The organism is Streptomyces sp. RP5T (genome assembly GCF_003933965.1).
Lineage (GTDB): Bacteria > Actinomycetota > Actinomycetes > Streptomycetales > Streptomycetaceae > Streptomyces.
On record NZ_RSAJ01000008.1, the window covers coordinates 19,714 to 45,885 of the forward strand.

Annotated in this window: 21 protein-coding genes and 5 pseudogenes; 9 read left to right on the forward strand and 17 right to left on the reverse strand. The window is 71.3% G+C overall.

Annotated features, from left to right (window positions below; genetic code table 11):
- Positions 1-56: 56 nt before the first annotated feature.
- The 10 genes and pseudogenes from EHS43_RS01695 to EHS43_RS01740 form a co-directional block, all read right to left on the reverse strand.
- Positions 57-2,774, reverse strand: coding sequence for an AAA family ATPase (locus tag EHS43_RS01695; RefSeq protein ID WP_125188771.1), 2,718 nt, complete (start codon positions 2,772-2,774; stop codon positions 57-59).
- Between the two features lie 2 nt (positions 2,775-2,776).
- Positions 2,777-3,289, reverse strand: a complete 513-nt coding sequence (locus EHS43_RS01700; protein WP_125188749.1) for a hypothetical protein — start codon at positions 3,287-3,289, stop codon at positions 2,777-2,779.
- A 444-nt stretch (positions 3,290-3,733) separates the two neighbouring features.
- Positions 3,734-4,567 (reverse strand): alpha/beta fold hydrolase, encoded by an 834-nt coding sequence (locus EHS43_RS01705; protein WP_125188751.1) that lies wholly within the window; start codon positions 4,565-4,567, stop codon positions 3,734-3,736.
- A 63-nt stretch (positions 4,568-4,630) separates the two neighbouring features.
- Positions 4,631-5,535, reverse strand: a pseudogene (locus tag EHS43_RS01710) (alpha/beta fold hydrolase).
- Between the two features lie 42 nt (positions 5,536-5,577).
- Positions 5,578-6,075 (reverse strand): cupin domain-containing protein, encoded by a 498-nt coding sequence (locus EHS43_RS01715; protein ID WP_260470338.1) that lies wholly within the window; start codon positions 6,073-6,075, stop codon positions 5,578-5,580.
- Entirely contained in the window at positions 6,072-7,082 is a 1,011-nt protein-coding gene (locus EHS43_RS01720) for an alpha/beta fold hydrolase (protein ID WP_125188753.1), read from the reverse strand. The genes EHS43_RS01715 and EHS43_RS01720 overlap by 4 nt, the downstream gene beginning before the upstream one ends.
- A 77-nt stretch (positions 7,083-7,159) precedes the next feature.
- Positions 7,160-7,939 (reverse strand): SDR family NAD(P)-dependent oxidoreductase, encoded by a 780-nt coding sequence (locus EHS43_RS01725; RefSeq protein WP_260470339.1) that lies wholly within the window; start codon positions 7,937-7,939, stop codon positions 7,160-7,162.
- A 128-nt stretch (positions 7,940-8,067) separates the two neighbouring features.
- Entirely contained in the window at positions 8,068-8,877 is an 810-nt protein-coding gene (locus EHS43_RS01730) for an alpha/beta hydrolase (RefSeq protein ID WP_125188757.1), read from the reverse strand.
- Between the two features lie 388 nt (positions 8,878-9,265).
- Positions 9,266-10,243 (reverse strand): CU044_5270 family protein, encoded by a 978-nt coding sequence (locus EHS43_RS01735; RefSeq protein WP_125188759.1) that lies wholly within the window; start codon positions 10,241-10,243, stop codon positions 9,266-9,268.
- Complete coding sequence (locus EHS43_RS01740; protein ID WP_125188760.1) at positions 10,240-10,836, reverse strand: RNA polymerase sigma factor; 597 nt, start codon at positions 10,834-10,836, stop codon at positions 10,240-10,242. Before EHS43_RS01740 ends, EHS43_RS01735 begins: the two co-directional genes overlap by 4 nt.
- Before the next feature lie 582 nt (positions 10,837-11,418).
- Between EHS43_RS01740 and EHS43_RS01745 the strand changes: the two genes are divergently transcribed.
- From EHS43_RS01745 to EHS43_RS47330, 6 genes and pseudogenes are all read left to right on the forward strand, one after another.
- Complete coding sequence (locus EHS43_RS01745; RefSeq protein ID WP_125188761.1) at positions 11,419-11,928, forward strand: hypothetical protein; 510 nt, start codon at positions 11,419-11,421, stop codon at positions 11,926-11,928.
- A gap of 211 nt (positions 11,929-12,139) precedes the next feature.
- Complete coding sequence (locus EHS43_RS01750; RefSeq protein WP_125188762.1) at positions 12,140-12,685, forward strand: hypothetical protein; 546 nt, start codon at positions 12,140-12,142, stop codon at positions 12,683-12,685.
- Positions 12,686-13,500: 815 nt separating this feature from the next.
- Positions 13,501-14,724, forward strand: coding sequence for a cellulose binding domain-containing protein (locus EHS43_RS01760; RefSeq protein WP_260470340.1), 1,224 nt, complete (start codon positions 13,501-13,503; stop codon positions 14,722-14,724).
- Between the two features lie 41 nt (positions 14,725-14,765).
- Positions 14,766-15,911: a cellulose-binding domain-containing protein gene (locus tag EHS43_RS01765; RefSeq protein ID WP_125188773.1), complete on the forward strand. Its 1,146-nt coding sequence runs from the start codon at positions 14,766-14,768 to the stop codon at positions 15,909-15,911.
- Between the two features lie 193 nt (positions 15,912-16,104).
- Entirely contained in the window at positions 16,105-17,601 is a 1,497-nt protein-coding gene (locus tag EHS43_RS01770; RefSeq protein WP_260470341.1) for a cellulase family glycosylhydrolase, read from the forward strand.
- Between the two features lie 342 nt (positions 17,602-17,943).
- Positions 17,944-18,090, forward strand: a pseudogene (locus tag EHS43_RS47330) (FAD-binding oxidoreductase); the annotation flags it as partial.
- Positions 18,091-18,156: 66 nt separating this feature from the next.
- On the opposite strand, the pseudogene EHS43_RS47335 reads toward EHS43_RS47330, so the two are convergent.
- The 4 genes and pseudogenes from EHS43_RS47335 to paaA all read right to left on the reverse strand — a co-directional run.
- Positions 18,157-18,375, reverse strand: a pseudogene (locus EHS43_RS47335) (kynureninase); the annotation flags it as partial.
- A 48-nt stretch (positions 18,376-18,423) separates the two neighbouring features.
- Positions 18,424-18,993 (reverse strand): annotated as a pseudogene (gene paaC / locus EHS43_RS01785) (1,2-phenylacetyl-CoA epoxidase subunit PaaC); the annotation flags it as partial.
- Positions 18,994-19,027: 34 nt separating this feature from the next.
- Positions 19,028-19,339 carry a 1,2-phenylacetyl-CoA epoxidase subunit PaaB gene (gene paaB / locus EHS43_RS01790; protein ID WP_125188764.1) on the reverse strand — a complete coding sequence of 104 codons (312 nt, stop codon included), beginning with the start codon at positions 19,337-19,339 and terminating at the stop codon, positions 19,028-19,030.
- Positions 19,336-20,302: pseudogene (paaA, locus tag EHS43_RS01795) on the reverse strand (1,2-phenylacetyl-CoA epoxidase subunit PaaA). The gene paaB and the pseudogene paaA overlap by 4 nt, the downstream one beginning before the upstream one ends.
- Positions 20,303-20,946: 644 nt before the next feature.
- On the opposite strand from paaA, the gene EHS43_RS01805 reads away from it, so the two are divergent.
- The 3 genes from EHS43_RS01805 (at position 20,947) to EHS43_RS01815 (ending at position 23,502) form a co-directional block, all read left to right on the forward strand.
- Complete coding sequence (locus tag EHS43_RS01805) at positions 20,947-21,195, forward strand: acyl carrier protein (RefSeq protein ID WP_077799511.1); 249 nt, start codon at positions 20,947-20,949, stop codon at positions 21,193-21,195.
- Complete coding sequence (locus EHS43_RS01810) at positions 21,195-22,679, forward strand: class I adenylate-forming enzyme family protein (RefSeq protein ID WP_125188765.1); 1,485 nt, start codon at positions 21,195-21,197, stop codon at positions 22,677-22,679. Before EHS43_RS01805 ends, EHS43_RS01810 begins: the two co-directional genes overlap by 1 nt.
- A 199-nt stretch (positions 22,680-22,878) precedes the next feature.
- The gene (locus EHS43_RS01815; RefSeq protein ID WP_260470343.1) at positions 22,879-23,502 is read left to right on the forward strand and encodes an enterobactin synthetase; all 624 of its coding nucleotides are present in this window, start codon (positions 22,879-22,881) and stop codon (positions 23,500-23,502) included.
- A 48-nt stretch (positions 23,503-23,550) separates the two neighbouring features.
- Here the strand turns inward: EHS43_RS01815 and EHS43_RS01820 are convergent, their stop codons facing one another.
- The 3 genes from EHS43_RS01820 to EHS43_RS01830 all read right to left on the reverse strand — a co-directional run.
- Positions 23,551-23,748 carry an antitoxin gene (locus EHS43_RS01820; RefSeq protein WP_053849222.1) on the reverse strand — a complete coding sequence of 66 codons (198 nt, stop codon included), beginning with the start codon at positions 23,746-23,748 and terminating at the stop codon, positions 23,551-23,553.
- A 67-nt stretch (positions 23,749-23,815) separates the two neighbouring features.
- On the reverse strand, positions 23,816-25,045 hold the full coding sequence (gene ccrA / locus EHS43_RS01825) for a crotonyl-CoA carboxylase/reductase (RefSeq protein WP_125188767.1): 1,230 nt from the start codon (positions 25,043-25,045) through the stop codon (positions 23,816-23,818).
- Between the two features lie 23 nt (positions 25,046-25,068).
- Positions 25,069-26,172 (reverse strand): thioesterase domain-containing protein (locus EHS43_RS01830; RefSeq protein ID WP_260470344.1); only part of this gene is annotated, 1,104 nt, incomplete at its 5' end.

Consider the following 26,172-nt stretch of genomic DNA (forward strand, 5'->3'; position numbering starts at 1 on the left):
CCGGTTCAGACGCTAGGCACACCGGCCCAGGTCCGGCGAGCGTCACATGACGGTGCTCAGCGCAGGTCGCCGACCACCGTCCGCAGCTCGGCGCGGGAGACGACACCGAGTTTGGGGAAGATCCGGTGCAGATGGGAGCTGACGGTCCGGTGCGAGAGATACAGCTGTTGGCCGATCTCGCGGTTGGTCAGCCCCTCGGCGGCCAGCTGCACGATCTGCAGCTCGTGCGGGGTCAGCTGGTCGCGGGCGTCGGGATCGCGGCGGCGGCTGGTCTCGCCGGCCGCGCGCAGTTCACGGCGGGCCTTCTCGCCCCACGGGATCGCGCCCAACGCGTCGAGCATGTCGCGTGCGACACGAAGGTGGTCCCGTGATTCCACGGACCGGCGCCGACGGCGGAGCCATTCTCCGAAGGCGAGGTGGGTTCGGGCCCGGATCAGGGGCCAGGTGGCCAGGTCGGCCCGCAGGGCCGCGCCGAACAACTCCTCGGCCCCGGCGTCGTCGTCGAGCAGGAGCGCGCGGGCCAGGCGCAGTTCGGCGTGCAGCACCGGTGCCGGGGTCACTGCGGCGATGTCTTCGAGTTCGGCCACGAGCGGTACGACGTCTTCCGCACGTCCGCAGTGGATCGCCGCGTCGACGAGGTCGCCGACGGCCGTCAGCCGCAGCGCGACCTGGAACGCGGGGTCCGCGGGATCGTGCACGCGCCGGAAGTGGCCCAGTGCCTCCTCGAACCGTCCCGCGGCCAGGGCGGCCGTCCCGCGGGCGATCAGCGCGATCGCGAGCACCGGACGCGCTCCGGCGGGCAGCCCGATCTCCTCGGCCTCCTCGGCGAGCCGCAGGGCGTCGTCGAGTTCCCCTCGCAACGCCGCGAGCTTCGCGCCGATGGCGGTCATCAGGGCGTACATCATGGTCTGGGCCGTCTCACGGGCCAGGCGGCGTGACTCCTCCGTGGCCGAGATGGCCGCGCCCAGGTCACCGACGACGATGTCGGACCAGGCCTGTGCGCCGGCGGTGCGCGCCAGCAGGCCCAGTCGGCCCTGAGCCCGCAGGCCGACGCTTCCGGACGCGGCGAAAGCGCGTGCGGCGTCGAAGCCTCCGGCCAGCAGCATGGCGGTGCTGAGCATCCGGTAGGCGCGGCCGTCGTCCTCGTCGCTCGGCGTCACGTCCCGGATGCCGTGCAGGACGTACGCGCCCCGCTCGACCGGCGCCGCGTAGGCACAGATGGCCAGGCGCCAGGGATCGAGGGCGTCCGGCACCATGTGCTCGACCGCGTCCAGCACCCGGCGCCGGGCCTCCGGGCCTGGCTCGGACCAGAAGCACAACTGCGCGGCACTCCACAGGATCCGCAGCGCCAGCGTCCGGTCGTCGGCGGCGACGCTCTCGGCAAGAGCCGTCAGCGACTTCACAGAGCCGGGATGGCCGCCCAGTCCTTCGTCGAAACTGCCGCGCAACCAGACGACGGTGGCGTGCTGCCGCGGTGACAGGGGCGCGGTCTGGGCTTGGTCGAGCAGGCGGTTCACGGACTCCGGCCGTCCGAGCTCGACAGCGTAGTCGGCGGCGCGCAGCAACCGTTCGGTGCGGCCCGTGGGATCGCCGCTGAGAGCCGCCGCGTGTTCCAGGGCCGTGACGGCCTCCGCGACGGCCCCACGACGTGCGGCACGCAGCGCCGCGTCCTCCAGCGCCTGGGCGAGCGTCTCGTCCGCGGCCGAGGTCGCCGCGGCCCGGTGCCGCGCCTGACGGTCGGGATGCGCGTCGAGCACCGCGGCGAGGGCACCGTGCGCGGCCTGGCGCTCGGCCGTGGGCGTCGTCTGCTGGATCGCCGAGCGCATCAGCGGATGCCCGAAGCGCAGTTCGATCCCGGCGACCGAGACCAGCCGAGCACGCAGCGCCGGTTCCAGCTCGGCGATCCCCACGGCCTCACCGGCCAGGAGCCGCGCCGCGGCGAAGAGTTCGGTGAGCGACGAACCGTCGTCGAGGGCCGCCACCCGTAGGATGGCCCGCGTGGTCGCCGGCAGGGTCGCCACCCGGTCGGTGAACGCGCGCTCCAGGCGTTCCGTGAGCGGCAGCACCGTCTCGTCCGGGTCGGCTGCCCTGCCGAGGGTGCGGGACAGCTCGGTCAGACCGAGGGGGTTCCCGGCCGCAGCCGCGAGCAGCCTGCGGCGCGCAGCCGGCCGCAGGTCGGGCGCCCGGTCGGCGAGGAGCGCCGCGGCGTCCTCGTCGGAGAGCGGTTCGAGCGCGAGGGTGGTGAGTTCGTCGGGGTCGAGCCGTGACCGGTAGCCGTCCCGCGCGGCGCCGACGAGGACGACCGGCTCGGAGCCGATCCGGCGCGCCATGAAGGCCAGGACGCTGACGGTGGCGTCGTCGAGCCACTGCACGTCGTCAAGGAGGATCAGGACCGGGGCGCTCGCGGCGACGTCGGCTATGAGGTCGAGCACGGCGAGGCCCACCATGAAGACGTCGGCCACCTCGGCCTCGGCATGCCCGAGCGCGGCCGCCAGGGCGGCCCGGTGCGGCGCGGCGCCTTCCCCCAGCGCGGGCCCGAGCGGCCGCAGCAGCTGTTGGAGGCCCCCGAAGGGGAGGTTGCTCTCTGCCTCGACACCCACAGCGTGGAGCAGCCGGAATCCCAGGGACTTGGCCAGTGCCCCCGTCGCGGCGAGCAACGAGGTCTTTCCGATGCCCGGTGCACCGCGGACCAGCACGGCCGCTCCGCGACCGGCCACGTCGGACAGGACGCGGCGCAGCTGGGCGAGCTGCGCTTCCCGGCCGATGAGGTTCACGTTCATCCCTTCGACCGGTGGCTCGGGCCTGCGGGGCCGGGTCGTGCGCGGCGACGCTCTCGACGGGCCCCGTCAGTGAGTCTACGGAGCCGGGACGATGGTCCGCCCCCTTCGCCGAAGCGGCCGCGCACCGCGGTCGACGGCGGTGCGCGGCTGGGGTGCTGATGTCGTGGTGTGAGCGCGGTCGAGCAAGCGGTTCGCGGCCCACCGGAGCCCGAGTTCGACGCGATGGTCGGCACCGTCAAGGCGAATGGTCCCGGCCACGCCGGCCGCGCAGACGATGCCTCAGCGCCTGGGCAGGCGGTCAGGGAGGGCGAGCCGTCGGAACGCGTCGTGCAGGGCGCCGTAGAGGGTGCCGCGGCCCCGCGTGATGGCCGACGCGGTGGCCTGGGAGCAGCCCAGGGCGTCGATCGCGTCATGAAGTCGTGGGCGACTCCGAGATGACGGACGGCGGTGATGGGCACATCGGCTGCCTGGAGTCTGGCCGCGTACGCCTCGCCCTCGTCGCGCACCATGTCCGTCTCGGCGGTGAGGACGGGAGTGGGCGGCGGCCCGGCCGACTGATCGCACGAACACTCGCCCCGACGGGCGTCTCTCGGCGGCGCCCGCGTCCTGGAGCCTGGAGGAGTGCGCGGTACGCGAGCCCTTCATTGGGACGATCAACACCGACCGGCTCGGTCCGCTGCAGGCGACCACCGTCGAGGACCAGGACGCCCGCAGCTTCGAACTGGGCCCGGACGACGTCGCGTTGTACGACACGGCACGGCCCGGCCCGGCCCCGCACTCTTCGCTTTGCGCAGCGCTTCCGCATGCGGGAACTGCTGATGCCTGCCTCCCTGCTGTCGACTGCACTGCATCACGAGGAGGCTGGGCCGGGCGTCGTGCCCTCCTGTCGGGTCTGGCCGACCACGCTCGCGCGGTCACCGCCGCGGCAGGCGTGGATCAGTAGGTTCCCCGGGCTACTTGCCCAGGAAGGCCAGCAGCGCCGAGGTGACCTCCTCGGCGTGGGTCCACAGCAGGCCGTGCGGTGCGCCCTCGATCTCGACGTACTCGGCGGAGGGCAACAGCGCGTGGAAGGGCCGGCCGGTGGCTTCGATGGGCAGGATGCGGTCGCCGGTGCCGTGCAGGATCAGCGCCGGGACGTCGATCTTCGCCACGTCGGCCCGGAAGTCGGTGATCCAGGTCGGGACGCAGACCACCGAGGCGTGGGCCGAGGCGCCCGCGGCCACGTTCCAGCTGCCGCGCACGGCCGCCTCGCTGATCCGGCTGCCGAGCGTCTCGTCCAGGTTGTAGAAGTCCTGGTAGAAGGCGTCGAAGTAGGCGTACCGGTCCTTGGTGACGGCCTCCAGGATGCCGTCGAACACCGACTGGTCCACGCCCGTCGGGTTGTCGTCGGTCTTCAGCAGGAAGGGTTCGAGGGAGGCCAGGAAGGCGGCCTTGGCGACGCGTCGCGAGCCGTACGTCCCCAGATAGCGGCCGACTTCCCCCGTGCCCATGGAGAAGCCGACGAGCACCACGTCGGTGAGGTCCAGCTCCGACAGCAGGGTGTCGAGATCGGCGGCGAAGGTGTCGTAGTCGTAGCCGGTGGTGGGCTGCGAGGAGCGGCCGAAGCCGCGCCGGTCGTAGGTGATGACCCGGTGGCCGGCGTCGAGGAGGGCGGGGAGTTGCTTCTCCCAGGAGTGGCCGTCCAGTGGGTAGCCGTGGATCAGCACGACGGGCTGCCCGTTCCCGTGGTCCTCGTAGTACAGCTCGATGTCGGCGGAGTTCTCCTGGCCTACGGTGATGTACGGCATGTCGGTTTCCCTTCGCGGGGTGGCGGGTCGGAGTGGTGACGGCGCCGGGGTCCTGACGCGGGGTCAGGCGGTGGCGCGGGCGGCGGCCTCGATGAGGTGCGTGGCGGCGTCGGGATGCGACACCATGACGGCGTGCGAGGCGCCGCGGATCACCTCGGTGCGGGAACCCGCGCGAAGTGCCATCGCCCGCTCGGCAGCAGGTGGGATGGCGCGGTCAGCACCCGCCACCAGGAACCAGGACGGAATGCTCTTCCACGCCGGCGCGCCGCTTGGTTCCGCGAACGCGGCCAGTGCCAGCGGCCGTTGTCCGGCCGCCATCAGCCGGGCCTCGCGGTCCGGCACGTCGGCGGCGAAGACCTGCCGGAAATCCGCGGGATCGACATACGCGTCCTGCCCGCCCGGGAAAGGCCGGACCGTCAGCACCGGCGGAAGTTGGCTGCCAGGGTATGACCGAGGATCGCCAGGGCGGACTCGCCCTGGTCGGGGGCGAACGCGGCCACGTACACCAGCGCCTTGACGTGGGGATGGCCCACCGCGGCGTTGGTGATGACGGCACCGCCGTAGGAATGGCCGGCCAGGATGACCGGTCCGGGGATGGTGTCCAGGACGCTGGACACGTAGGCCGAGTCGCCGGCCAGGCCACGAAGGGGGTTCGCGACGCCGATCACGGGGTGACCCCGGCGCTGAAGTCTCGAGATCACCGCACCCCAGCTCGACGAGTCCGCGAACGCGCCGTGGACCAGGACCACGGTGGGCCTTGGTGCGCTCGGTCCGCTCGATGCGGCCGTCGTCGTCGCGGTGTGCGCGGCGGAGGCTGTGCCGGCGGGTGTGGTGGAGGCCGTGCCGGCGGGTTTGGCGGCGGACAGCGCCGGGACCAGGGGCAGTGTCCCGATCGCCAGCGCCGAACCCAGCAGCTTTCTGCGGGGTTGCCCGGCTGGGCGGAACCGGACCGGTTCGATGTCTGTCATGTCGGTCTCCTCATCTCTCCCGCTCTTTCCGGGCGTTCCGACTCATGGGGACGGCGGGGGTCCGGTGACCCGCAGGTGGAATGCCTCGGCGGACGCGACGATCGCCGCGAGGTCGAACTCCGGCGGCAGGTCCCCTGCCTCGGCTACCGGGGTGCCGTTGGCCTTGAAGTACTCCTCGATGAAGGCCGGGCTGTACAGCACGGCCATCCGCGCCCCCTGGGGCGAGCGCACCAGGTAGCTGTGCGGAATGCCGCGCGGCCCGTACGCGACCTGCCCGGCGGCCAGGTCGTGGCGCTGGTCGCCGACGAAGAAGGTCACCTCGCCGTCGAGGACGAACCAGACCTCCTCCTCGTCCTCGTGAACGTGGTGCGGGGGCGCGTGCCCGGCCGGGTCGGCGAACTCCATCAGGCTGAGCCGGTTGTCGGTCGCGGCGCCGGGAAGCAGGATCCTGGCCTGGCCGCCGAGGAACCAGAAGGGTTCGCGCTCGGCCGTCGGGCCGAAGGTGGGGAAGAACCGGGTCATCTCCGCTCCGGACGTCATCGTCGGCCGTCCAGGAAGTGCAGCAGCAGGTCGGTCGTCACTTTCGGTTGCTCCTCGTAGATCCAGTGGCCGGAGTCGGGGACCACGGCGGGGGTGACGTGGGTGGCGTAGCGGCGCACCTGCTCGGCGACCGACGAACCGAGGCTGCCGTCGGCGCCGATCGCGAGGACGGGCATGGTCAGGGGTGTTTTCCGCAGCCGTGCGTTGTCGGCGATGTCCTGCGGAAACGTCCGGAACCAGGCGAAGCTCGCTTCGAGGTGGGCGTCGTCGCGCAGATAGGAGGCGAAGACCTGGAGGTCGTCCGAGGTCAGGGCGTCCTTGTGCACGGCGATGCCCCGCATGAAGCCGGTGGCCCAGGTCAGCTCACGGCCCTTGATCAGGCTCTCCGGGAGGCCGGTCCGCAGGGAGAAGAAGCCGAAGTTCCAGACCCCGGGGCCCTGGGCCGTCAGCGCCGGGAACTTGTAGATGCCCGGGTCGGGGATCGGCGCCTCGCTGAGCACGAGTTTCCTGACGGTGTGCGGGTATTGCGCGGCGTAGGAGTAGGCGACCATCGTGCCGATGTCGTGGCCGACGACATTCACGTCGCGGTCCTTGCCGAGCGACACCAGGAGCGCGTGCAGGGTGGCGGCCATGGTCTTCTTGTCGTAGCCGGAGGCCGGGGCGTCGCTGCGGCCAGCGCCGGGCAGGTCAGGTGCGATGACGGTGTGGTGCTCGGCGAGCGCGGGCATGATGCCGTGCCACTCGTACCAGGTCTGGGGGTATCCGTGGATCAGGACCAGGGTCGGACCGTGGCCGCCGATCACGTAGTTGATGCCGGTTCCGGCGACTCGGGTCTTGTGTCGGCTGAAGCCGGCGGGCAGTTGCTCGCCGGACGGCTGCCTCTGCTCACCGGACGACGGAGCCGGGTTGTCGGAGGCCGCGGCCGTGACGGTGATCGCCCCGAGGCCGACGGCCAGCGCGAAGACCGCGGCCACCAGGCGGCGGGATCCGGGCAGGCGGAAGCTCACTGATCTCTCCAAGTTCTCTCCGAAGAGGGCGCTGAGACGCGCGGCGGGAGCGGTGCCGGCCGCAACGTGACGGTGGATTAGAGGGATTCGACGAGGCCGCCGTCGATGACGAAGTCGGCACCGGTGATGTTCGCCGCCGACGGCCCGGCGAGGTACAGCACCAGGTCGGCAACTTCGGACGGCCGGGTGAAGCGGCCTGTCACCGACTGGTCCGCCGCACCGCGGGCCACCTCGCGGGGGTCGACGCCACGGGACTGTCCGACGGTGGCGGCGACACCGCCGGCCCCCTGCCACAGCGCCGTCTCCACCGGCCCGGGGCTGACGGTGTTGACCCGTACGCCGCGGGGCCCCACCTCCTTGGACAGTGCCTTGCAGAAGCTGGTCAGCGCTGCCTTCGCCGCGCTGTAGTCGATGACCAGCGGGTCCGGCAGCCGGCCGTTGACGGAGGAGACGGTGACGACACGCCCCGCGCCGGTGGCGAGCAGGTGCGGCAGAGCGGCCCTGGTCGTGCGGACAGCTGCCATGAGGTTGACCGTGAAGGTCCAGTCCCAGTCCTCGTCGGTCACGCTCAGGAAACCGTCCACCCGCGGCCTTACCGCCCCGACGTTGTTGACGAGGACGTCGAGACCGCCATGGAGCGCCACCGCCTCGGCGATCAGCGCGTTCGGGCCGTCCGGCGTCGCGAGGTCGAGCTCCACGACGGTGAGTTCAGCGCCCCGCTTCACATGCCGGTCCAGGGCTTCGGTGCGTTCCCTCGACCCGGCGACGACGTGGGCGCCGGCCGCGAGGAACGCCTCGACGACGGCCAGGCCGATGCCGCGCCCGGCGCCGGTGACGACGACGGTGCGTCCGGTCAACTGCCCGTCGCCACCGGACGAATTGGGGGCAGGGGAGGTACGGGAGGAATCTCCGGAGGTACGGGAACAATCCCCGGAGGTGCGGGAGGATTCCCCGAAGGCTTCGGCGGCTCCGGGGATGCGGGAGCTCATCGTCCGCCCTCCGGGCTCTGCTTGCGCAGCCAGCCGAGGACGGAGTCCGCGACCTCGCGCCAGCCGCCGTCGATCGTCAAGGAGTGCCCACGGTCGGGGAAGTTGAGGATGTCGGTGACGGCGTCGGAGTGCCGGTACTGCTTGAGGGTGGCCCGCGTAACGGCCTCGGGCACCGTGTGGTCCTTCCCGCCGGAGATCAGCAGCAGCGGACCGCGTCCGCTGTTCTGCGTGTCGACCTTCGCGGGAGAGTGCGGGTTGAAGTTGGCGGAGGCGGCCTCGTACAGCGGCTTGCCCGGCGCCGGGATGGTCAGGCGTTCGTACAGGGCCGTCGACTCCTCCTCCGAGAGGGCGTTGCCGAACGCGAACCGGAACTGCTCCGCGGTCAGCGAGACCGACCGGTGCTTGTTGGCCGGGTTCTTGAAGACCGGAAAGGTCGCCCTCAGCGCGGACAGCGGCAGGGGCAGAACTCCCTTGATCTGCGCGGCGTCGATGGCGACCGCGGCGGCCGCGCGGTCCTGGCCGAGCAGCTTCTGCGCGATCATCCCGCCGAAGGAGTGGCCGATCACGACGGGCCGCACCGGCAGGTCCGCGATCAGGGCCGCGTAGTGCTCGACGACGTCGTCGATGCCGTGACCGGCGATGCTCTCCGGGTTCTGTCGTGCCTCCTCGACGGTGTCCGGGTCTCCGGGCCACCCGGGCGCGGACGGGTCGTAACCCTCGTCACGGAACAGGTCGATCCACGGCTGCCACGAAGTGCTGTGCAACCAGAGTCCATGGATGAAGATCACGGGAAGCGGAGCGGTCATGGTGGGCCCTGCCCTTCTCGTACGAGTGCGCCAACCCGGCGTGCCCACACAGAACCGCGAACCCCAGTGCGCTCGCACCGGGGTGACACCCCAGTGCTTCAGGCCCGGACGGGGGCGGGAACGGCTGTAGGGCAATACGGTTTCGCCGCCACCTGCCCGTCCGGCACCAGGTGGTAGCCCTCCATCCGGATCGGGTCGATCGACTCCGACGGCACGAACGCCTGGACCTCGATGGGCCTTCGCCGTGGGCGGCGGCTCCCGCACATCCTCATCCGAGATCGCCACCACCTGGTCCTTGGCGGACTCATAGCCCTTGCCACGGCGGCTTGGAGCAGTCGGTTCGACGACGAGAGGCGCCCGGTGTCGCACGGTGCGCCCGTCGCGCTGCTCAGGGGTGGGCGCCGGGCTTGTTCACGACGCCCCAAGCGGCGCGGGCGCTGACCATCTCCCCGTCGTTGCGGGTCTGCCCGAGGTAGGCGTAGCTCTCGGGATCGAAGAAGATCTCCTGTTTGCCCTGCCAGCCCGAGGACGTCCTCTCTGCGTAGTTCACGCTCACACCGATCGCCGCGCGGCCGAGCGGGTCCTTGACGCCGGTCGTCACCCGGGCTCCGGGGATCTTCGCCAGAGCCCGGAACAGGCCTGCCTGGACGTTCGGCGGGATCAGCACCGACCGGTACAAGACGTCGATCTCCCGCCAGTCGCGCTGTGCGCGCGTCTCCCCGTCGACCGAGCCGATGGCGTGCGCCTCGCGGATGCGCCTCATCATGCGGTCGGGATCGCTCGGCAGGGTGGCGAGGAAGCGGTAGAACTGCCGCTGGGAGCGGTCGTCGTACCCCTGCTGCTTCCACTTCTCCTCCTGGTTGGGGCCATACCAGACCTGAAGCTCGTCGGGGTCGAAGTCCGAGATGTCACCGGCCGGGGGGATGCCGGGCAGATTGGCCTGTCCAGTGCCGTCCCAGCGGGTCCACTCCTGGCTGGTTTGCGGCTTGCCCTGGACGAAGACGGTGCTCTTCTCGTACACCCACTGCTTCGGGCCGGGTTCGGTGCCGTCGTGCTTCTCGACGGTCGCGGCAGCCAGTTCGAGGGCGTCGGCGGAGGCGCCCGCCGACAGCACCTGGGGGCGCTTCCCGGCGGGGGCGCTGGGGCTGTCCTCGGGCAGGACCGCGACGATCCCCGCGGTCACGCCAAGGGCCCCCGCGGTGGCGGCGCCGACCAGGATCATCCGGCGCCTGGGAAGGGCTGCCCGCCCGCGGCGGGTCTCCTGCCGGAGCGCCGCGGTGAGCCGGGCCCGCGGCGCGGCGAGCCGGTCGGCGTCGGGAAGGGGGGCGTCGGCGCGCAGGCCGCGGATTTCGGAGAGCTCGTTCATGCGGGGTCACCTTCGTGTACGCGAGCGTCGGTGAGGGGACTGCCGGCCGCGCCGGTTGCGGTGCGCAGCTTGCGGCGGGCGCGGTTGAGGCGGGAGCGGACGGTGCCGACGGGAATGCCGAGGGCTTCGGCGATCTCCTGGTAGCTGAAGTCGGCCCAGGCGAAGAGCAGCAGGACGTGCCGGTCACCCGCGGAGAGACGGGCCAGCGCCCCGGCCAGTGGACGGGCGGCGGCCTCGGCAGCCAGGCGGTCGTCGGCGGAATCGGTCCAGCTGTCGGCGACCGGGTCGTGGCCGGTGCGGGCGAGCAGCTTCAGGGCCCTGACCTCCTCCCGGCGCTGCCGGCCGATCTGTTTGGCGGCGATGCCGTACAGCCAGGGCCGCACGCCGGCGCGGGCCGGGTCGAACCGGGCCCGTATCCGAAAGGCCGTCAAAAACGTATCGGCGGTGACGTCGTCGGCTGCGTCCCGGCCCAGTCGTCGGGCGACGTACTGGTGGATCGCCGGGGCGTGACGATCGAAGAGCGCCGCGAAACGCTCGGGTTCGGCGAGTGAGGCCGCGATGAGCTCGGCGTCGCCGCCGGCCGAGTCGGTCATGGACGGTCCGTCCCTTGCTGGGGTCGGTGGGTGTCAGGATGGCTGGTGTTCACACCCTGTACTTGCCGATCCGCGGCGAACGGGTTCACGCCCGGCTTCGCAGATGGATCACGGGCTGGCTCCCACTTCGTGTACCGGTGTTGCGCCGTGCCGCGCCCGGGGTGTCCCGGGTGCGCGCTGAGCATGTTCCTGGCGGGTATGGACACCACCATCGTCAACGTGGGTCTGCCCGATGATTCCTGATGGCTTTCATCAAACGCGACCGGCTGCACCGCCGCAATGTCGGTGCGGGCCGGGCGGGCGACCTGTGGCCGGCGCACGTCGTCACCTTCGAGGAGGTATCGCGACTGACCGGCACTGACACGACCACCTGGCCCGACCGGCGCCGTCGGGCTGCCCCAGGCCGTATATCGAAAGCGCTGTTCGCCAGGCTCATCCGTGGCTGGATACGCGAGCTGAGGGTGACGCGCGCGCCACCTCTCCAGGCGCACAGTTGAACACGTTCAAAGAGTCTGACAAGGTGACTTCCCGCAGCCCATCCCTGTCGGTTGACCGACGAGGGCTGAGGGGCGGGAGGGCCTGATGACGGGTGGAGGCAGGCCGCGCGCGTGGTTTGCAGCCCTTGGCGGCTTGATGGTGATGTTGACCGTTCTGACTGCGTGCGCGGGTCCCTATCAGTACTACGAGGGAACAGGGCTCCACGACGCCACGGCGGCCGAAGTGGCCGGAGACTGGAGAAACGTCGAGGGAACCCGCGTGGTACTCCGCAAAGACGGAACAGCCCTTCTCGAAAAGCTCGACGGGCAGGACTTCGACTTCGAGGACGGCTGGCGTCTCTCCGGTACGGGAACCTGGCAGCTGACCGACGACAACGGCGGACAGGTCGTCCGACTCGCGCTGACGGACCGGACCCGAGTCGAGAGGCGCTTTCCCGCACCCACGGCCGACCCCTCGAGTCCGGAGCCCCCGTCGACCTACTCGTGGTTCTTCTATGTGGACCGCGATGAGGACGATGGGCTGGTGCTGTTCTTCATGTACGGCGATCCGGACGTCGGGAACATGTACCTGATGACGCGTGAGACAGGGTCATAGGCATTCGTCGATCGCCGCGACCAGCACGGTCGCCTCGAAACGGACGGCGAGCTTGTCGGACCGCGTGGCGACAGCGCGGTTCCTCTTGAGGCGGTTGATTGACGGCGGCCAGCTAGATTTCCCCACGTACGGCCAGCTCGATTCCCCAGTCGGCTGTCACAGTCAGTAGCCTTGGCGCCGGCTCGCGGATCTGGCATGAGGGGGTTTTGACGTGGCTCGTACCTGGCTGTCGATCCGGGTGGAGTTGGTCTCCGGTCACGGTGCGGACCTGTGGCCGCGTCCCGGCCGGGTGTTCGCCGCTGCTCGGTCGCACTCCTTCGCGCAGCTCGCCTCGGCCATCGATCTCGCCTTCGCGCGCTGGGACTTGGCTCACCTGCACCTGTTCACGTTGTCCGACGCCGCCCACGTCAGCCCGCTGGACTGGTGGGACGGCGAGGCCCCGGACGGCACCGTGGACGGCCATGTGACCAAGCTGAGCAGGCTGGAGGCCGGCGAACAGTTCGCCTATGTGTTTGACATGGGCGATGACTGGGCGCACCTGTGCACGGTGGCGGAGAAACGTATTGATCCTCTCGAGGAACTCGGCGAGGTGCCCGACCGCCCGGTTCCCTACTGGGGCTGGGGCAACCTCCCGGACCAGTACGCGCGCCGGTGGGACGGGGACGATGGGGAGTCGCCGATGCCGAAGCGGCCGGCCCGCGGCCTCAGCGACCTGCCTCCGATCTTGCCGTGGTGGGGCGAACACCGCCGGGGATGACCTCACGCTCCGTACACGAAGTGGCCGCCGGTGGGAAATTGAAGTGGCCGTTGTAGGAGACGAAGTGGCCGCGAGTGGGGAAATCTACTGTAACTGGCCGCTGACAGTTGATCCCGCACTCGACCGCATGACGCTCGCAGTGGTCGACCGGATCGAAGCACGGCGGCCGGCCTCCGCGGGAGCCGCGCAACCGGCGGTTGCGCGCCCGATCGGCCTTGTCCGGGATGGTGCATCGGATCCCCAGGGGGCGCCGGTGGCCCGGTTCCAGCGGGAGGCGTATGCCCTGTGCACGCTCACGTGGGCCGCGACGCAGGGTCGGTGTCGTCGGCCGCCGAGGGTGTGATGTCCAGCGATGTCCAGCGCCTGCACTGAGAGCCATCCCGAACCGCCCCCGGACAAGTGGCGTCGGCAGAAACTCTGACACCTGCTCAAGCGGCAAGACTTCGGAGGATTGCACTTCGGAGGATTGCGAAGGACTGCTGAGCACCGCGGTCACGGCCGCGACGAGGGCCGGGCACACACCCCAGCCCACGCCCCACCCCGGACACGGCGAAAACTCGACGGGAACGCGACCCCTTGTCAGGGTCATGGCCCTCTTCTACAGTCCCGGGATACGGAGACTGTGGGAGCGCTCCCATGAGGAGGTGCTCCAGCGCTCACTCCCCTCACTCCGAGAGGAGTTCCACACGAACGTCACGGCGCCCCGTCCCGAAGAAGGCGGACCCCCCATGCAGCTTCTTTCGATCCACCGCTCGCCCGCCCGAAAGCGCATTGCTGTGTTGCTGGCAGCTCTTTGCTGTGCCGCGTTACCCGTCGTGGCCGCGGCCGCCCAGCCGCCCGTGGCGAGCTCCGCCGCGACTGAGGTCCTGGGCAACGCGACCCACTTCGACGGGCTCGGGAGCCCCTACGGCGGCTGTGGTCTGCCGCAGCGCGAACTGGAGAGCCAGGACTTCGTGGCGCTCAACGTGTTCAACACGCCCGGCGACTACTCGGGCTCCTACCCGCGCCCGGTGCCGGACTCAAGGGCACCGATCAAGGGTGCCTTCGACAACGGCCGCAACTGCGGCCGCTGGGTCAAGGTCACCATCGGGGACTACTGCTCCGGCACCAACGACGGCGCCCCTGGCCAGCCCTTCTGCCGCAACGGCTCCTGGGTGGCCGACAAGTACAACGGCGCCACTCTGACCATGCTCGTCGCGGACAGCTGTGCCGATTCCAACGCCTGGTGCCGGGACGACCCGAACCACCTCGACCTGGCGACCGATTCCCTCAACCGCTTCCGGATCGGCGGCACCCCCGTGGGGGCGATGTACCCGGACCGCTGGAACAACCGTCATGTCTCCTGGAGCTTCGTCCCGGCCCCGGACTACAGCGGCGACATCCGTATCGGCTTCCTCCGGGGAGCCCAGCGGTACTGGCCCGCCATCGCCGTCTCCCATTTGCCCAACGGCGTCCACGGCATCCAGTACCTGGCGAACGGCACCTGGACCGACGCCACCATGAACAGCGACATGGGGCAGTCCTATGTCATCGGCGCGACGGCCTCCGGCGGAAGCGACTTCACCATACGGATCCGCGACGCCGCCGACGCCTGGCTGGGCAGCGGCCGTACGTACTCCTTCTCGCTGCCGTCGGGCTGCGCGGGAGGCTGCTCGCAGGACTACACCGCCGTCCCCTACACCGCTGACACCTCTGCGGGGACACCGCCTCCCACTCCCGCGCCGAGCCCCTCCGGTGACACCGCCTGCACGGCGCAGTGGAAGCTGACCGGCTCATGGCAGGGCGGGTACCAGGCCGACGTCACGGTCACCAACACCGGGTCCGGGCCGGTCACCGGCTGGTCGGTGCACCACACCCTGCCGGGCGGTGTGACCGTGGCGAACCGCTGGAACGCGGTGGTGGATCCGTCCGGCCCTGCCACCACCGTGCACAACGTCTCCTACAACGGCTCCCTGGCGCCGGGCGCGTCGACAACGTGGGGGATGACGCTCAGCGGCGACGACCGAGACCTCGGCACACTCCTCTGCACCGCGTCCTGACCCCCGTCGAGAGAGTGATCACGGCCATGATTTCATTACGCGTGCGCCACCACCGGCTGCCTCTGTGGGCATTGGTGCTGACCGTGGTGGCGGTTGCCCTTCCCGCCATCGCGACGTCGCGCGCACAGGGCGCGCCGACGGGCTGCACGGTCACGTACACCACCAACGAGTGGTCCGGCGGCTTCACCGCCCAGATCCGCGTCACGAATCTCGGCGCCGCCCTGAACGGCTGGCGGCTGGAGTGGGCCTACGGCGGCGACCAGCAGGTCACGTCCGCCTGGAACGCACAGGTCACCCAGGCGGGCGGCGCGGTGACCGCCGTGAACGCCGCGCACAATGCCGTACTCGCCGCCGGCGGCTCCGTGGACTTCGGCCTCCAGGGCACCTGGCGCACCGCCGACCCCGCGCCCACCGCCTTCGCCCTCAACGGCGCTCCGTGCGGCGGAACCACGACTCCCACGCCGACACCGACGCCGACGGTCACGGTGCCGGCCGAATGCGCCGGGGCCGGGGCGACGATCTGCTCCGACTTCGAGGACCAGACCGGCACCGTGCCCTCGGGCACCTGGCAGACCACAGCACCCGACTGCCAGGGAACGGGGAAGGTCAGCGTCGACACGTCCGTCGCCTACAGCGGCACCAGGTCGCTGCGCGTCGACGGCGGCGCCGGCTACTGCAACCACGTCTTCGCAGCCTCCACCCGCGATCTGTCCTCCGTCGGCCCCGTGGTGTACGTGAGGATGCGGGTCCGGCACACCACCGCCCTGCCCACCAACCACGTCACCTTCGTGTCCATGCCGGACGCCTCGCAGGGCGGCAAGGCGCTGCGCGTCGGCGGGCAGAACGGCGCGCTGCAGTGGAACCGCGAGAGCGACGACGCGACGCTGCCGGAACAGAGCCCGGCGGGTGTCGCGCTCAGCACCCCGCTGGCCACCGGCCGGTGGCTGTGCCTGCGATACCAGATCGACACCACCACGCAGTCCATGCGCACCTGGGTCGACGACCAGGAGATCGCCGGACTGCACGTGGACGGGGTGCCGACCCAGAACGTCGACGGGCAGTGGCTCACCCGCAGTACCCCTCCCCGCCCCACCGGCCTGCGCCTGGGCTGGGAGAGCTACGGCACCGGGGACGACACTCTCTGGTTCGACGACGTGGCCCTGGGATCCTCACCGATCGGCTGCTGACGGCCCGCATGCACTGTGCCGGGACGACAGGACCTGAACGCGCGACAGTTGTCGATTCCTTGATCCGTACCGCGCGCAGCACCCGCCTGGTGGACCGGCCAACTGCAGGCCCTCGGCCTGGGCCCCTGGCTCACCCGTCCGTCGATCAGATGGGCATGGAGCTCATCGATCCCTTACGCAACAAGGAGGTCAGGTGAAACGTCGTCACACCTTCATGGCCACCGGCGCCGCCGGTGCACTGATCCTGGGGGGCCTTGCCCTCGCCACCCTGCCCGCATCGGCAGCCGCCACCGGCTGCTCGGTCGCGTACAAGGTGCAGAGCGAATGGCCGGGAGGGTTCACAGCGGAGCTGGCCATCACCAACCTCGGCTCGCCCGTGCGAGGGTGGACCGCGACGTTCGACTTCCCGAACTCCGACCAGAAGGTCACCAACGGCTGGAGTGCTTCCTGGGCACAGTCCGGAACCCACGTGTCCGCCACCAACCTCGACTGGAACGGGACGCTGGACACAGGCGGGTCGGCTTCCATCGGGTTCAACGGTGTGTGGAAGGGCGCCAATCCGCAACCCGCGTCGGTTGCGCTCAACGGCGTGACCTGCACCGGCTCGGTGACATCCCCGACCCCCAGCCCAACCACCACTCCGACCAGCGGTCCCAGCGGACCGGCCCCGGAGCTGAAGGTTTCCGGCAACAAGATCGTCACCGCTAGCGGCAAGCCGTACCGGCTGCTGGGCGTGGACCGCTCCAGCGGTGAATACGCTTGTGTTCAGGGCAAGGGACTGTGGGACGGAGGCCCGGTCGACCAGGATTCCGTCGACGCGATGAAGACCTGGAACATCCACGCGGTACGTGTGCCGTTGAACGAGGAATGCTGGCTCGGCCTGGGCGGCTCGCCCAAGGGGACCGTTTACCAGCAGGGCGTGAAGGATTACGTCGACCTGCTGGTCGCCAATGGCATCACCCCGATCCTCGACCTGCACTGGACGCGGGGCTCCTATACCAACGGGCCGGACTGGCACTGCAAGGACGCCACCGCGACCTGCCAGAAACCCATGCCGGACGCGCAGTACGCCCCCCAGTTCTGGACCGGTGTCGCAGGCGCCTTCAAGGGCAATGACGCCGTCGTCCTCGATCTGTTCAACGAGCCGTACCCGGAGATCGCCGCCGACTGGGACAAGACCGTCGGCTGGCAGTGCTGGCGCGACGGCGGCACCTGCACGGGCCTCCCCTACGAGACGGCCGGGATGCAGGACCTGGTCGACGCGGTCCGGGCCACCGGCGCGACCAACGTCCTCATGCTGGGTGGCCTCGAGTGGGCCAACGACATGCGCGAGTGGCTGACGCACATGCCGAACGACCCGCTGGACAACGTCGCCGCGTCATGGCATGCGTACAGCTTCAACGCCTGTGCGACAGCGTCCTGCTGGGACAGCCAGGTCGCGCCGCTCGCCCAGCACGTGCCGGTCGTCATCGGTGAGTTCGGCCAGGACAACTGCGGCTTCGACTACATGCAGCAGTTGGTGGACTGGGCCGACGCACACAGCATGAGTTATCTCGCGTGGACCTGGAACCCCTGGGGCTGCAGCAGTGGTGGCGTGCTCATCAAGGACTGGGCGGGCACCCCGGAACCCGGCGTCGGAGAGGGTCTGAAGGCCCACCTGATCAGCCAAGACCCCTACTCGACCCCATAACCGAGTGCCCAGGTTCTCGCCCAGGTCGTCGACGGCGCACCGGCCAGTGCGGAGATCGTGCTGGTCCCCTCCCAGCCCACCGGCACCACCAGGTCTCACTCCGCGCGGACGAGGCTGAACACATCGGTGCTGGCGGAAGGGCCCTCCGACCTTGATGCCTGGAGGGCCCTCGGCGAAGACCAACGGAAAGTTTCGAGACAGCCCTTGCAGTAGTGCCTGTTCTGCTGGTGTCCGGGCTGGAAACGGGAACGCTGATCTGGGAAGGGGCCGTTCGTGAGGAGCGGGTCCGTGAAGCGGCCTGAACGTGTTGCTGTCGTCGGAGTGGGCGTCATCGGGGCGAGTGTGGGCCGGAACCTGTCCCGGCACGGCGCCGAGGTGGTCTTCATCGACGCAGGCCGGCCGGGCGAAGGCGTCACCAGCTGGTCTTTCTCGTGGGTCAACGCGAGCAACAAGACCGCGCGCAAGTCCTACTTCGACCTGAACGTCGCGGGCATGGCAGCCCACCGTGAGCTTGCCGGGACCATCGGGCCGGACTCGTGGTGGTATCCCAGCGGCGAAGCCCGTGAGCGACAGGCTCTTGGTACGGAGCCGGGCCAGGTCGACGCCGTCGAAGGCGGTGAGTGCCGCTTCCAGGGCGAGCAGGGAGAGGATCGGCGGGGTGCCGATGCGGGCACGGGCGATGCCGGGGGCAGGCGTGTAGGAGTCGGCCAGGGCGAAGGGATCGGCGTGGCCGGTCCAGCCCGGCAACGGGGTTTCCAGCGTGGTGTGGTGGCGTCGGCCCCGCACCGCCTCCCCTCACCGCCCTAGGCTCCTGGCAGCTGTGCCGGACGCGGCCAGGCGGCGCAGGAGGTCGTCCTCCTCGAAGAGTTCGCCGGTGTAGGGCCACACTCGCTCCAGGGCGTGTCGCATGCGGCGCGCGCTCCCGGCGGTGCCGCGCCCCAGCGTCACCGTCCAGCGGTCGGCGTACAGCCGGTGGAAGGCGACCTCCTTGGCGGCCCGGGCCCCGAACGCGGCGAGCTCGGGGTCGGCGCTGTGGGCGAGGCTCTCGTAGCAGAGGACGGCGTAGTGGGTGTAGGCGAGTTGCCGGGCCACGGTCACGGCGAAGTCGCCGTTGGGCAATTCGGTCAGCAGGGCGTTGGTGAACTCGCGCTCCGAGCGGGTGTAGGCGAGGTCGTCCTCGGTGCGGCCGGTTCCGTCGAGGCGGCCGGCGCGGGTGAGCAGCGCGCGGGCGTGGCCGATCAGGTCGAGGGCGATGCTGGACAGGGCCAGGTCCTCGTCGATGGTCGGCGCGCGGGTGATCCACTGGCACAGCCGCTGCCCGAGGATGAGCGCGTCGTCGCCGAGGCGCGTCACGTACCGGGCCAGATCGGGGTCGGCGGCGGACGGCGGCACGTCCGGGCGGGTGCCGGGACGTGACGCCACAACGTCACTCGTCGTGCTCACCTTCGGGGCCTTTCTCGGTCAGCGGCGCGTAGTGCTCGGGGTAGCGGTACGGCTTGTGGCGGGCGCCCGCGAAGTACGGGTCGCGTTCGTCCGGGGAGGCCGTGTGCACGGCGTCGGAGCGGACCACCCACAGCGACAGGGGCTCGCCCCGGCGCGTGTACAGGTCTCGGGCGGCGGCCAGTGCCGCGTCCGGCCCGGCGGCACGCACCGACCCCACGTGCTGGTGCGCCAGGCCCCTGCGGGCGCGCAGGAACACCTCCCAGGACGCGGGCGCGCCCTGTCGTGCCGCGCTCATGCGGCCGCTCCCCGCGGCTCGTCCGTCCTCGCCGCGTACGCGACGGCGGCCTCCCTGACCCAGGCGCCGTCCTCGTGCGCGGCCCGACGGTGCGCGATACGCTGCCGCGCCCAGTGGGTGTCGTCGCCCAGGGCCGTGCGGTAGGTGTCCCAGTCGACGGGCGTGAAGTCGTAGTGCCCGCGCTCCTCGTTCCAGCGGATCGCCGGGTCGGGCAGCGTCAGGCCGAGGCGCTCGGCCTGCGGGACGCAGGTGTCGACGAAACGCTGGCGCAGCTCGTCGTTGGTGTGGCGCTTGATGCCCCAGGCCATCGCGCGGCGGGAGACCGCGGCCCCCAGCGCGGCGGTCCGCGCGTCGGCGCCGCCCGCCTCCGTGTCGGGTGGTCCGAACATCAGCGCCACCGCCGGCAGCCACCAGCGGTTCACCGCGTCCTGCGCCATCTCCTTCTGCTCCGGGGTCCCCTCGCACAGGGCGCGCATCAGGTCGGCCCTGGCGCACGTAGAAGGCCTCCTCCTGGCAGACGCGGCGCATCGCGCGGGCGTAGGGCCCGTAGGACGTACGGCACAGGGGTGCCTGGTTGATGACGGCGGCACCGTCCGTCAGCCAGGCGATGGCGCCGGTGTCCGCCCAGGTCAGCGCGGGATGGTTGAAGGTGGCCGAGGCGCGCTGCCGGCCGTGGTGCAGGGCGTCCAGCAGGTCGGCGCGGTCCCCGCCGAGTGTCTCGGCCGCGGAGTACAGGTACAGGCCGTGGCCCGCCTCGTCCTGCACCTTGGCGAGCAGGACCGACTTGCGGTGCAGGGACGGGGCGCGGGTGAGCCAGGCGCCCTCGGGCTGCATGCCGATGATCTCGGAGTGGGCGTGCTGGGCGATTTGACGGACCAGCATGCGGCGGTAGCCGTCGGGCATCCAGTCGCGCGGTTCGATCGTCTCGCCGGCGGCTATGAGCGCGTCGAAGTGGGCGCGCAGGTCGTCCTCGTCCGCGGTGGCGGAGGCCGTGCCGGTGGCGGTGGAGGTGGCGGTGGAGAAGACGGTGGAGGTGGCGGTGGAGAAGACGGAGGCGGTGGAGGTGGAGGAGGCCGTGGTCGGTGCGGTCACCGGGCACCGCCCGGACGTGCGGCGACCGTTGGGGCCATGCCGTGCTCCCGGACATCCGCCGGACGTGCGGTGGCCATCCCCGGGGCCCCGCGCTCCCGGGCACCACCCGGAGATACGGCGACCATCCCCGCGCTCCCGCACTCCCGGACACCACCCGGACAAACGGCGACCACCCCCACGGCCCCGCACTCCCGGACACCACCCGGGCGTGCGGTGACCGTTGCGGCGGTGTCGTGCTGCGGGCATCGTCGCGGGGGCCGGGCCCGTACCGGCTGCCTGGGCACGCACATCACTCCTTCGGTTCGGCGACCGCCCGCGCGGGGCGCCGGGCGGAACGGGTTGCTTCGTTGCGGTAAGAGGCCGGGCGGGCGGCCCGGCTATCCCCGGCCCGCGAGGTTCTGGCGCGTGACAAAGCTCACGGGGCGCCCGGGGAGTGCGGCCGGGCGCGGCGGCCTCTTGAGGAGGTGACAGTCGTGGACCGCGGCGGCCGGCACGCCGAGGCGAAAGGGGAAACCATGAGCACCATCAGGGAGTTGCTGGTCGAACTCACCGGCACCGTCGAGTACGCCGACCGGATCGGCGACGACGCCGACCTGGCCGCCAGCGGCATCGACTCCGGGGACCTGGTGCGCCTGGTCCTGCTGGTCGAGCAGCGGCTCGGGGTCGAGATCACCGCCGAGGACATGGAGGAGCTGCGCACGATCGGTGACTACGAGCGTTTCGTGGCCGAGCGCGCGGGCGCCGGCGCGAGCGGCGGTGCGTGATGTGGCTGACGCAGCTGCTGGAGCGCAACCGCCAGTGCCGGCCCGCCCGGATCGCGCTGGTGGACGACGAACGCAGCGTCACCTGGGCCGAACTGCACGACCGTACGCGGCAACTGGCACACGGCCTCGCGGACTTGGGCATCGGGCGGGGTGACCGGGTGGCCGTGCTCTCCAAGGACCGGATCGAGGTCCTGGAGAGCTACTTCGCGCTGGCCCGCCTCGGCGCGCTGTTCGTGCCGCTCAATCACAGCCTGGCCGAGCCCGAGGTCGCCGACATCGTCGAACGGGTCGGCGCGGTGGCCGTCCTCGGCGAGTCCGAACTGCTGGACCGTCACGCCGAGCTGCCGAAGTCGGTGCGCCTGCGGGTCGCCTTCGACAAGCCCGCCTTGGCGGCGCTGGGCACCCTGGCCGAACAGCGGGAACTGCCGGACGTCGCCGACACCGAACCCATCGCCGTACTGCACACCTCGGCGACCACCGGGCAGGCCAAGGGGGTGACGGTCAACAGCGCGTCCTTCCGCGCGATCGCACTCGGCTGGCTGGTGATGGCCCGCCCCACCGACGACATCGTCATGGTCAACTGCTGCCCGCTGTACCACGGCAGCATGGTGGTGTCCCTCACCTACCTGGCGGCCGGCGCGACGATCGTGCTGATGCCCGGATTCACCCCGCAGCGGGCGCTGTCGGCCGTGCAGCGGCACCGCGCCACGCACATGTGGCTGGTGCCTCAGATGCTGCGCTTCATGCTCCAGGCGAAGATGTCCGGGCACACCGACCTGTCCTCGCTGCGGGAGGTGCTGTACGGGGCCGCCCCCATGCCGCTCGACGTCTACGCCGACGCGGTCGAACGGCTCGGGTGCGGCTTCCGGCAGGTGTACGGCATGACCGAGGTGGGCGGCCCGTTCGTCACGCTGGGACCGGACGAGCACCCCGCGCCCGGGGACGTGACCGCTCGCATCCCGTGCGGACGGGTCGTGCCGGGCATGTCCGCCCGTGCCGTCGACGAAGCAGGCCGGGAACTGCCGGCCGGCGAGATCGGCGAGATCGTGGTGCGCGGGCCGGGCGTCATGCAGGGCTACTGGAACGACCCCGGGGCCACGCGCGCGATCACCCGCGACGGCTGGATCCGGACGGGCGACCTCGGCTTCATGGACGTCGAGGGCCGCATCAGCCTGGTGGACCGCACCAAGGACGTGATCATCCGCGCGGGTCAGAACGTCTACCCCTCCGAGATCGAGCGCGCCCTGATGACCCACCCGGCGGTCCGGGACGCGGCGGTCGTCGGCATGCCCGACGAGGACTACGGCGAGGTGCCGCTGGCCTACGTGGCCCTGGAGGCGGGCGCGGAGCCGAGCGCCGCGGAGTTGCTCGCACACGTGACGGGGCTGCTCGCGCCGTACAAGCGGCCGCGACGGGTGGAGTTCATCGAGCAGGTGCCGCGCAATCCCGCCGGCAAGATCATCAAGAAGCTGTTGCGGGTATGAGCGCGCGCGAGGGCGGACGGCAATGACCGAGCGCCCGATCCGAACCGGGCCGGCCACGACGCTGACGTCGTGGCCGGCCCGGGCTGGTGCGGAGCCTGTGACGGCGGTTCGGGGCCGCGGGAGACCTGTGTGGTCGGGCCGGACTGGCGAGGAGCCGCACCGTGGCAAGCCCTCAGCGTGCGTGCGGGATGACCTGGCGGTGCTGCGTCCGCTCCTTCTCGCCGCGGGGCTCGGGCTCGGTGTAGCGGCCGTCTCCGAACCGGATGCCGAACCGGCCGGGCCCGCCGAGGCGGTTGCCGCGGCCTCGATGCCGGAGCAGCGGAGGCGGGAGTTCCTGGCCGGCCGTCGGGCCGCCCGCAGGGCCCTGCGGGCGGTGGGGCTGGACTGCGGTGAGATCCCCCGGTCGGGGCGCCTGCCGGTGTTCCCGCCGGGCCGGGCCGCATCGATCTCGCACAGTGCGGGGATCGCCGTCGCCGTGGCGCGCGGTGCCGACGGGGGCTCACCTCTCGGCTGTGACCTGGAGCTGCGGCCTCTGCCCCGCGCCGCGGCCCGTCTGGTGCTGCGCGGGGACGAGGAGCCCTTGCTCGCGGTCTGGTCGGTGACCGCGTTGTTCTCGGCGAAGGAAGCGGCCTGGAAAGCCCTCGCCGTGGCGGAGGGGGGCCTGCGGGACCTGCGGGCCTCGTCCCGCGGGGACGAACTGCGTGTCTGCCGTCGCGTGGATCCCGCGCGCGCCGTGCGGGTGCGGGTCGTGCCCATCGGGGCGGCGATCGGGGCGGCGGGAGTCTTCAGCTACGTGACCGGCCGGGAAGCCTTCCCCGGCTGACGCAAGCCGCCCGGCCCCGGGTGAGCCGGGGACGGGCGGGGCGAGGGGTCAGCGCTCCGGCGTCGTGCCGCCGTCCTGGTAGGAACGCCGCACCGCGTCTGCCGCCTTGTCGGTCTGGGCGTCGTACTTGTTGCCCGTGCGCTCGTCGACCATGCGCTCGGCGCCCGAGACGCCCTTGTCCGCCTGGTCGGGATGGCCCTTGGCCATCTCCTTGGCCTTGTTCATCATGTCGCCCAGCTTGCCCATGGGGGGTACCTCCAAGAGGTCGCGTGCGTCGTACCCTGCCGCAGGTACCCCTCAGGCCGAGGACGAATCACCCCAGGTCGCCCACCCGGGCCGCCATGTTGCCCGCCGGGTGCCGGTTGTCGTGGATGAGCTGGTGGGCGAGGCCGATCTCGTCGAAGTCGAAGGTCCGGGACAGGCAAGGATCGATGATCCCCTGGTCGATCAGCCGGGTCACCTCACGTGCTTCCCGTGCCGTGGCGACGTGCGAGCCCTGCAGCCGCTTCTGCCGCATCCACAGGAACCGCAGGTCGACGTCGCCGTTGTAGCCGGTGGTGCCGCCGCACAGCACGACCATGCCGCCGTTGTCGCACAGGTACAGGGAGGTGGGGACGGTGTCGGCGCCGGAGTGTTCCAGCACGATGCGCGGGCTGCGGCGCTCGCCCAGCACCTCCCAGAAGGCCCGTCCGAAGGCCCGGGCTCCCGACAGCCAGCGTGCCGTCGCCGCTTCGTCGGAGGTGTCCGGCAGTCTCCCCCAGTGGTCGAACCTCCCCCGGTCGATGAAGCCCTCGGCGCCCAGCTTGAGGCAGAACTCGCCCCGTTCCTCGCTGGAGACGACCGCGACGGGGATGCCGCCGACGTGCCGGACGAGCTGGATGGCGATACAGCCCAGTCCGCCCGCGCCGCCCCAGATCAGTACCGGGTCGCCGGGACGGACCGTGTGCGGCGGCCAGCCGAAGAGCTGGCGGTAGGCGGTGGCGGCGGTCGCCATGTAGCAGGCGGCCTCCGCCCAGGACAGCCGCGCGGGCTTGGGGTGGCACATGTAGTCGTCGACCACGGCGAACTGGGCGAACGAGCCGTAGTTCTCCTCGTAGCCCCACACCCGCTGGCTGGCGGACCACGTGGGGTCGCCGCCGAGACGGATGTCCTCGGCCTTCTCGTCCCAGCGGTTGGCGAGGACGACGACCTCGTCGCCGAGTTCCACCCCGCGTACGTCCTCGCCGACCGCCCACACGATCCCGGACAGGTCGGAACCGCCGATGTGGAAGTCCTCGCTCGCGCCCGCCTTCTGCCGTGCGGCGATCACGTCGAGCGGCGAACCGAGCGCCGCCCAGACGTTGTTGTAGTTGATGCCGGCCGCCATCACCTTGACCAGGACCTGGCCGCGACCCACGGGCGGCACGTCGACCACCTCGGTGCGGAAGGCGTCGACGGGTTGTCCGTAGCGCTCACGGCGGATGAGTGAGGCGTACATCTTCTTCGGGGCGGCGCCGATCTCGGGGGCGTCACCGAGTTCGTAGAGGTCCTGGGTCGCTTGCACGCTGGTTCTCCTCGTCGCGGGTGTCACGGGGAAGGGGGTGTGCAGGCGCGGTCGCCGAGGGCGCGCAGTGCCTTCGCGACCGCTTCGCCGATGCGGGCGATGGGTTCGGGTTCGGTCATCTCGTAGTGGCCGCAGGGCACGTGATGGTCGTGGAGCGTTCCGTCGACGTACGGCCGCCAGCTGTCGGCCTTGTTGGGCAGTACCGCCAGATCCGCCGGGTGTTCGGTGTGCCGCTCCTCGGCGGCGCTGAAGAACAGCACGTCACCGCGGTAGGTGCCGGGGGTGAACTGGGGCGCGATGCGCAGGTTGTTGCGCATGACCGCGGCGATGGCGGCGGCCTCGGCGCGGGTGACGGGGACACTCGCCGGGTCGGCCGCGACGCGGGCGTCGATCCGGTCCAGGACCGCCTCCACGGGGGCCTGTGCGTCGACGGGAAGGCCGGCCACCCTCGACAGCAGGGCGGCGACCTGGCGCTCTGTGGCGCCGGCGTCGTGTGCCGTGCCGTGCGGCTGGGGCGCGTCGAGCATGGCGAGGAGCTCGACCTGCTCGCCGTCGCGTTGCAGGGCGCAGGCCATGGCGTGGGCGACGAATCCGCCGTAGGACCAGCCCAGCAGCCGGTAGGGGCCGCGGGGCTGCACCTGGCGTACCAGGTCGAGGTAGTGGGCGACCATGGCGGCGGCGTCCGGGGCGGGCGGCCGGGTGCCGTCGAGGCCGGCGGCCTGGATGCCGTGGACGGGCTGATCGCCGCCGAGGTGGGGCAGCAGGCCCGTGTAGCGCCAGGCGACGCCCGCGCCGGGGTGGACGCAGAACAGGGGGGCGGCGCTGCCCTCGGCGCGCAGCGGCAGCAGCGGGCCGAGCGCGGAGGAGGCGACCTCCGGGGCCTGCCCGTCCGTCCGGCCGGCCGCGGCGAGGACTCCGGCCACGGTGGGCGCGGCCAGCAGGGTCGCCGCCGGGACGTCGAGGACGCCGGTCTGGCGCAGCCGTCCGGACAGCAGCACGGCGCGCATCGAGTCGCCACCGAGGTCGAAGAAGTTGTCGTGCACCCCGATGCCGCCGATGCCGAGGGTCTCCTCCCAGAGCCGGGTGACCTCCCGTTCGCGGTCGTCGCGGGGCGGTACGTGCTCGGT

Bases quoted from the DNA above. Each gene is read 5' to 3' on its own strand.
- EHS43_RS01820 (WP_053849222.1), bottom strand. From the start codon at position 23,748: ATGGGCAAGCTGGGCGACATGATGAACAAGGCCAAGGAGATGGCCAAG.
- EHS43_RS01745 (WP_125188761.1), top strand. From the start codon at position 11,419: ATGACGGGTGGAGGCAGGCCGCGCGCGTGGTTTGCAGCCCTTGGCGGC.
- EHS43_RS01700 (WP_125188749.1), bottom strand. From the start codon at position 3,289: ATGGTGCGCGACGAGGGCGAGGCGTACGCGGCCAGACTCCAGGCAGCC.
- EHS43_RS01730 (WP_125188757.1), bottom strand. From the start codon at position 8,877: ATGACCGCTCCGCTTCCCGTGATCTTCATCCATGGACTCTGGTTGCAC.
- EHS43_RS01810 (WP_125188765.1), top strand. From the start codon at position 21,195: ATGTGGCTGACGCAGCTGCTGGAGCGCAACCGCCAGTGCCGGCCCGCC.
- EHS43_RS01740 (WP_125188760.1), bottom strand. From the start codon at position 10,836: ATGACCGACTCGGCCGGCGGCGACGCCGAGCTCATCGCGGCCTCACTC.
- EHS43_RS01805 (WP_077799511.1), top strand. From the start codon at position 20,947: ATGAGCACCATCAGGGAGTTGCTGGTCGAACTCACCGGCACCGTCGAG.
- paaB (WP_125188764.1), bottom strand. From the start codon at position 19,339: ATGAGCGCGGCACGACAGGGCGCGCCCGCGTCCTGGGAGGTGTTCCTG.
- EHS43_RS01715 (WP_260470338.1), bottom strand. From the start codon at position 6,075: ATGACGTCCGGAGCGGAGATGACCCGGTTCTTCCCCACCTTCGGCCCG.
- EHS43_RS01735 (WP_125188759.1), bottom strand. From the start codon at position 10,243: ATGAACGAGCTCTCCGAAATCCGCGGCCTGCGCGCCGACGCCCCCCTT.
- EHS43_RS01705 (WP_125188751.1), bottom strand. From the start codon at position 4,567: ATGCCGTACATCACCGTAGGCCAGGAGAACTCCGCCGACATCGAGCTG.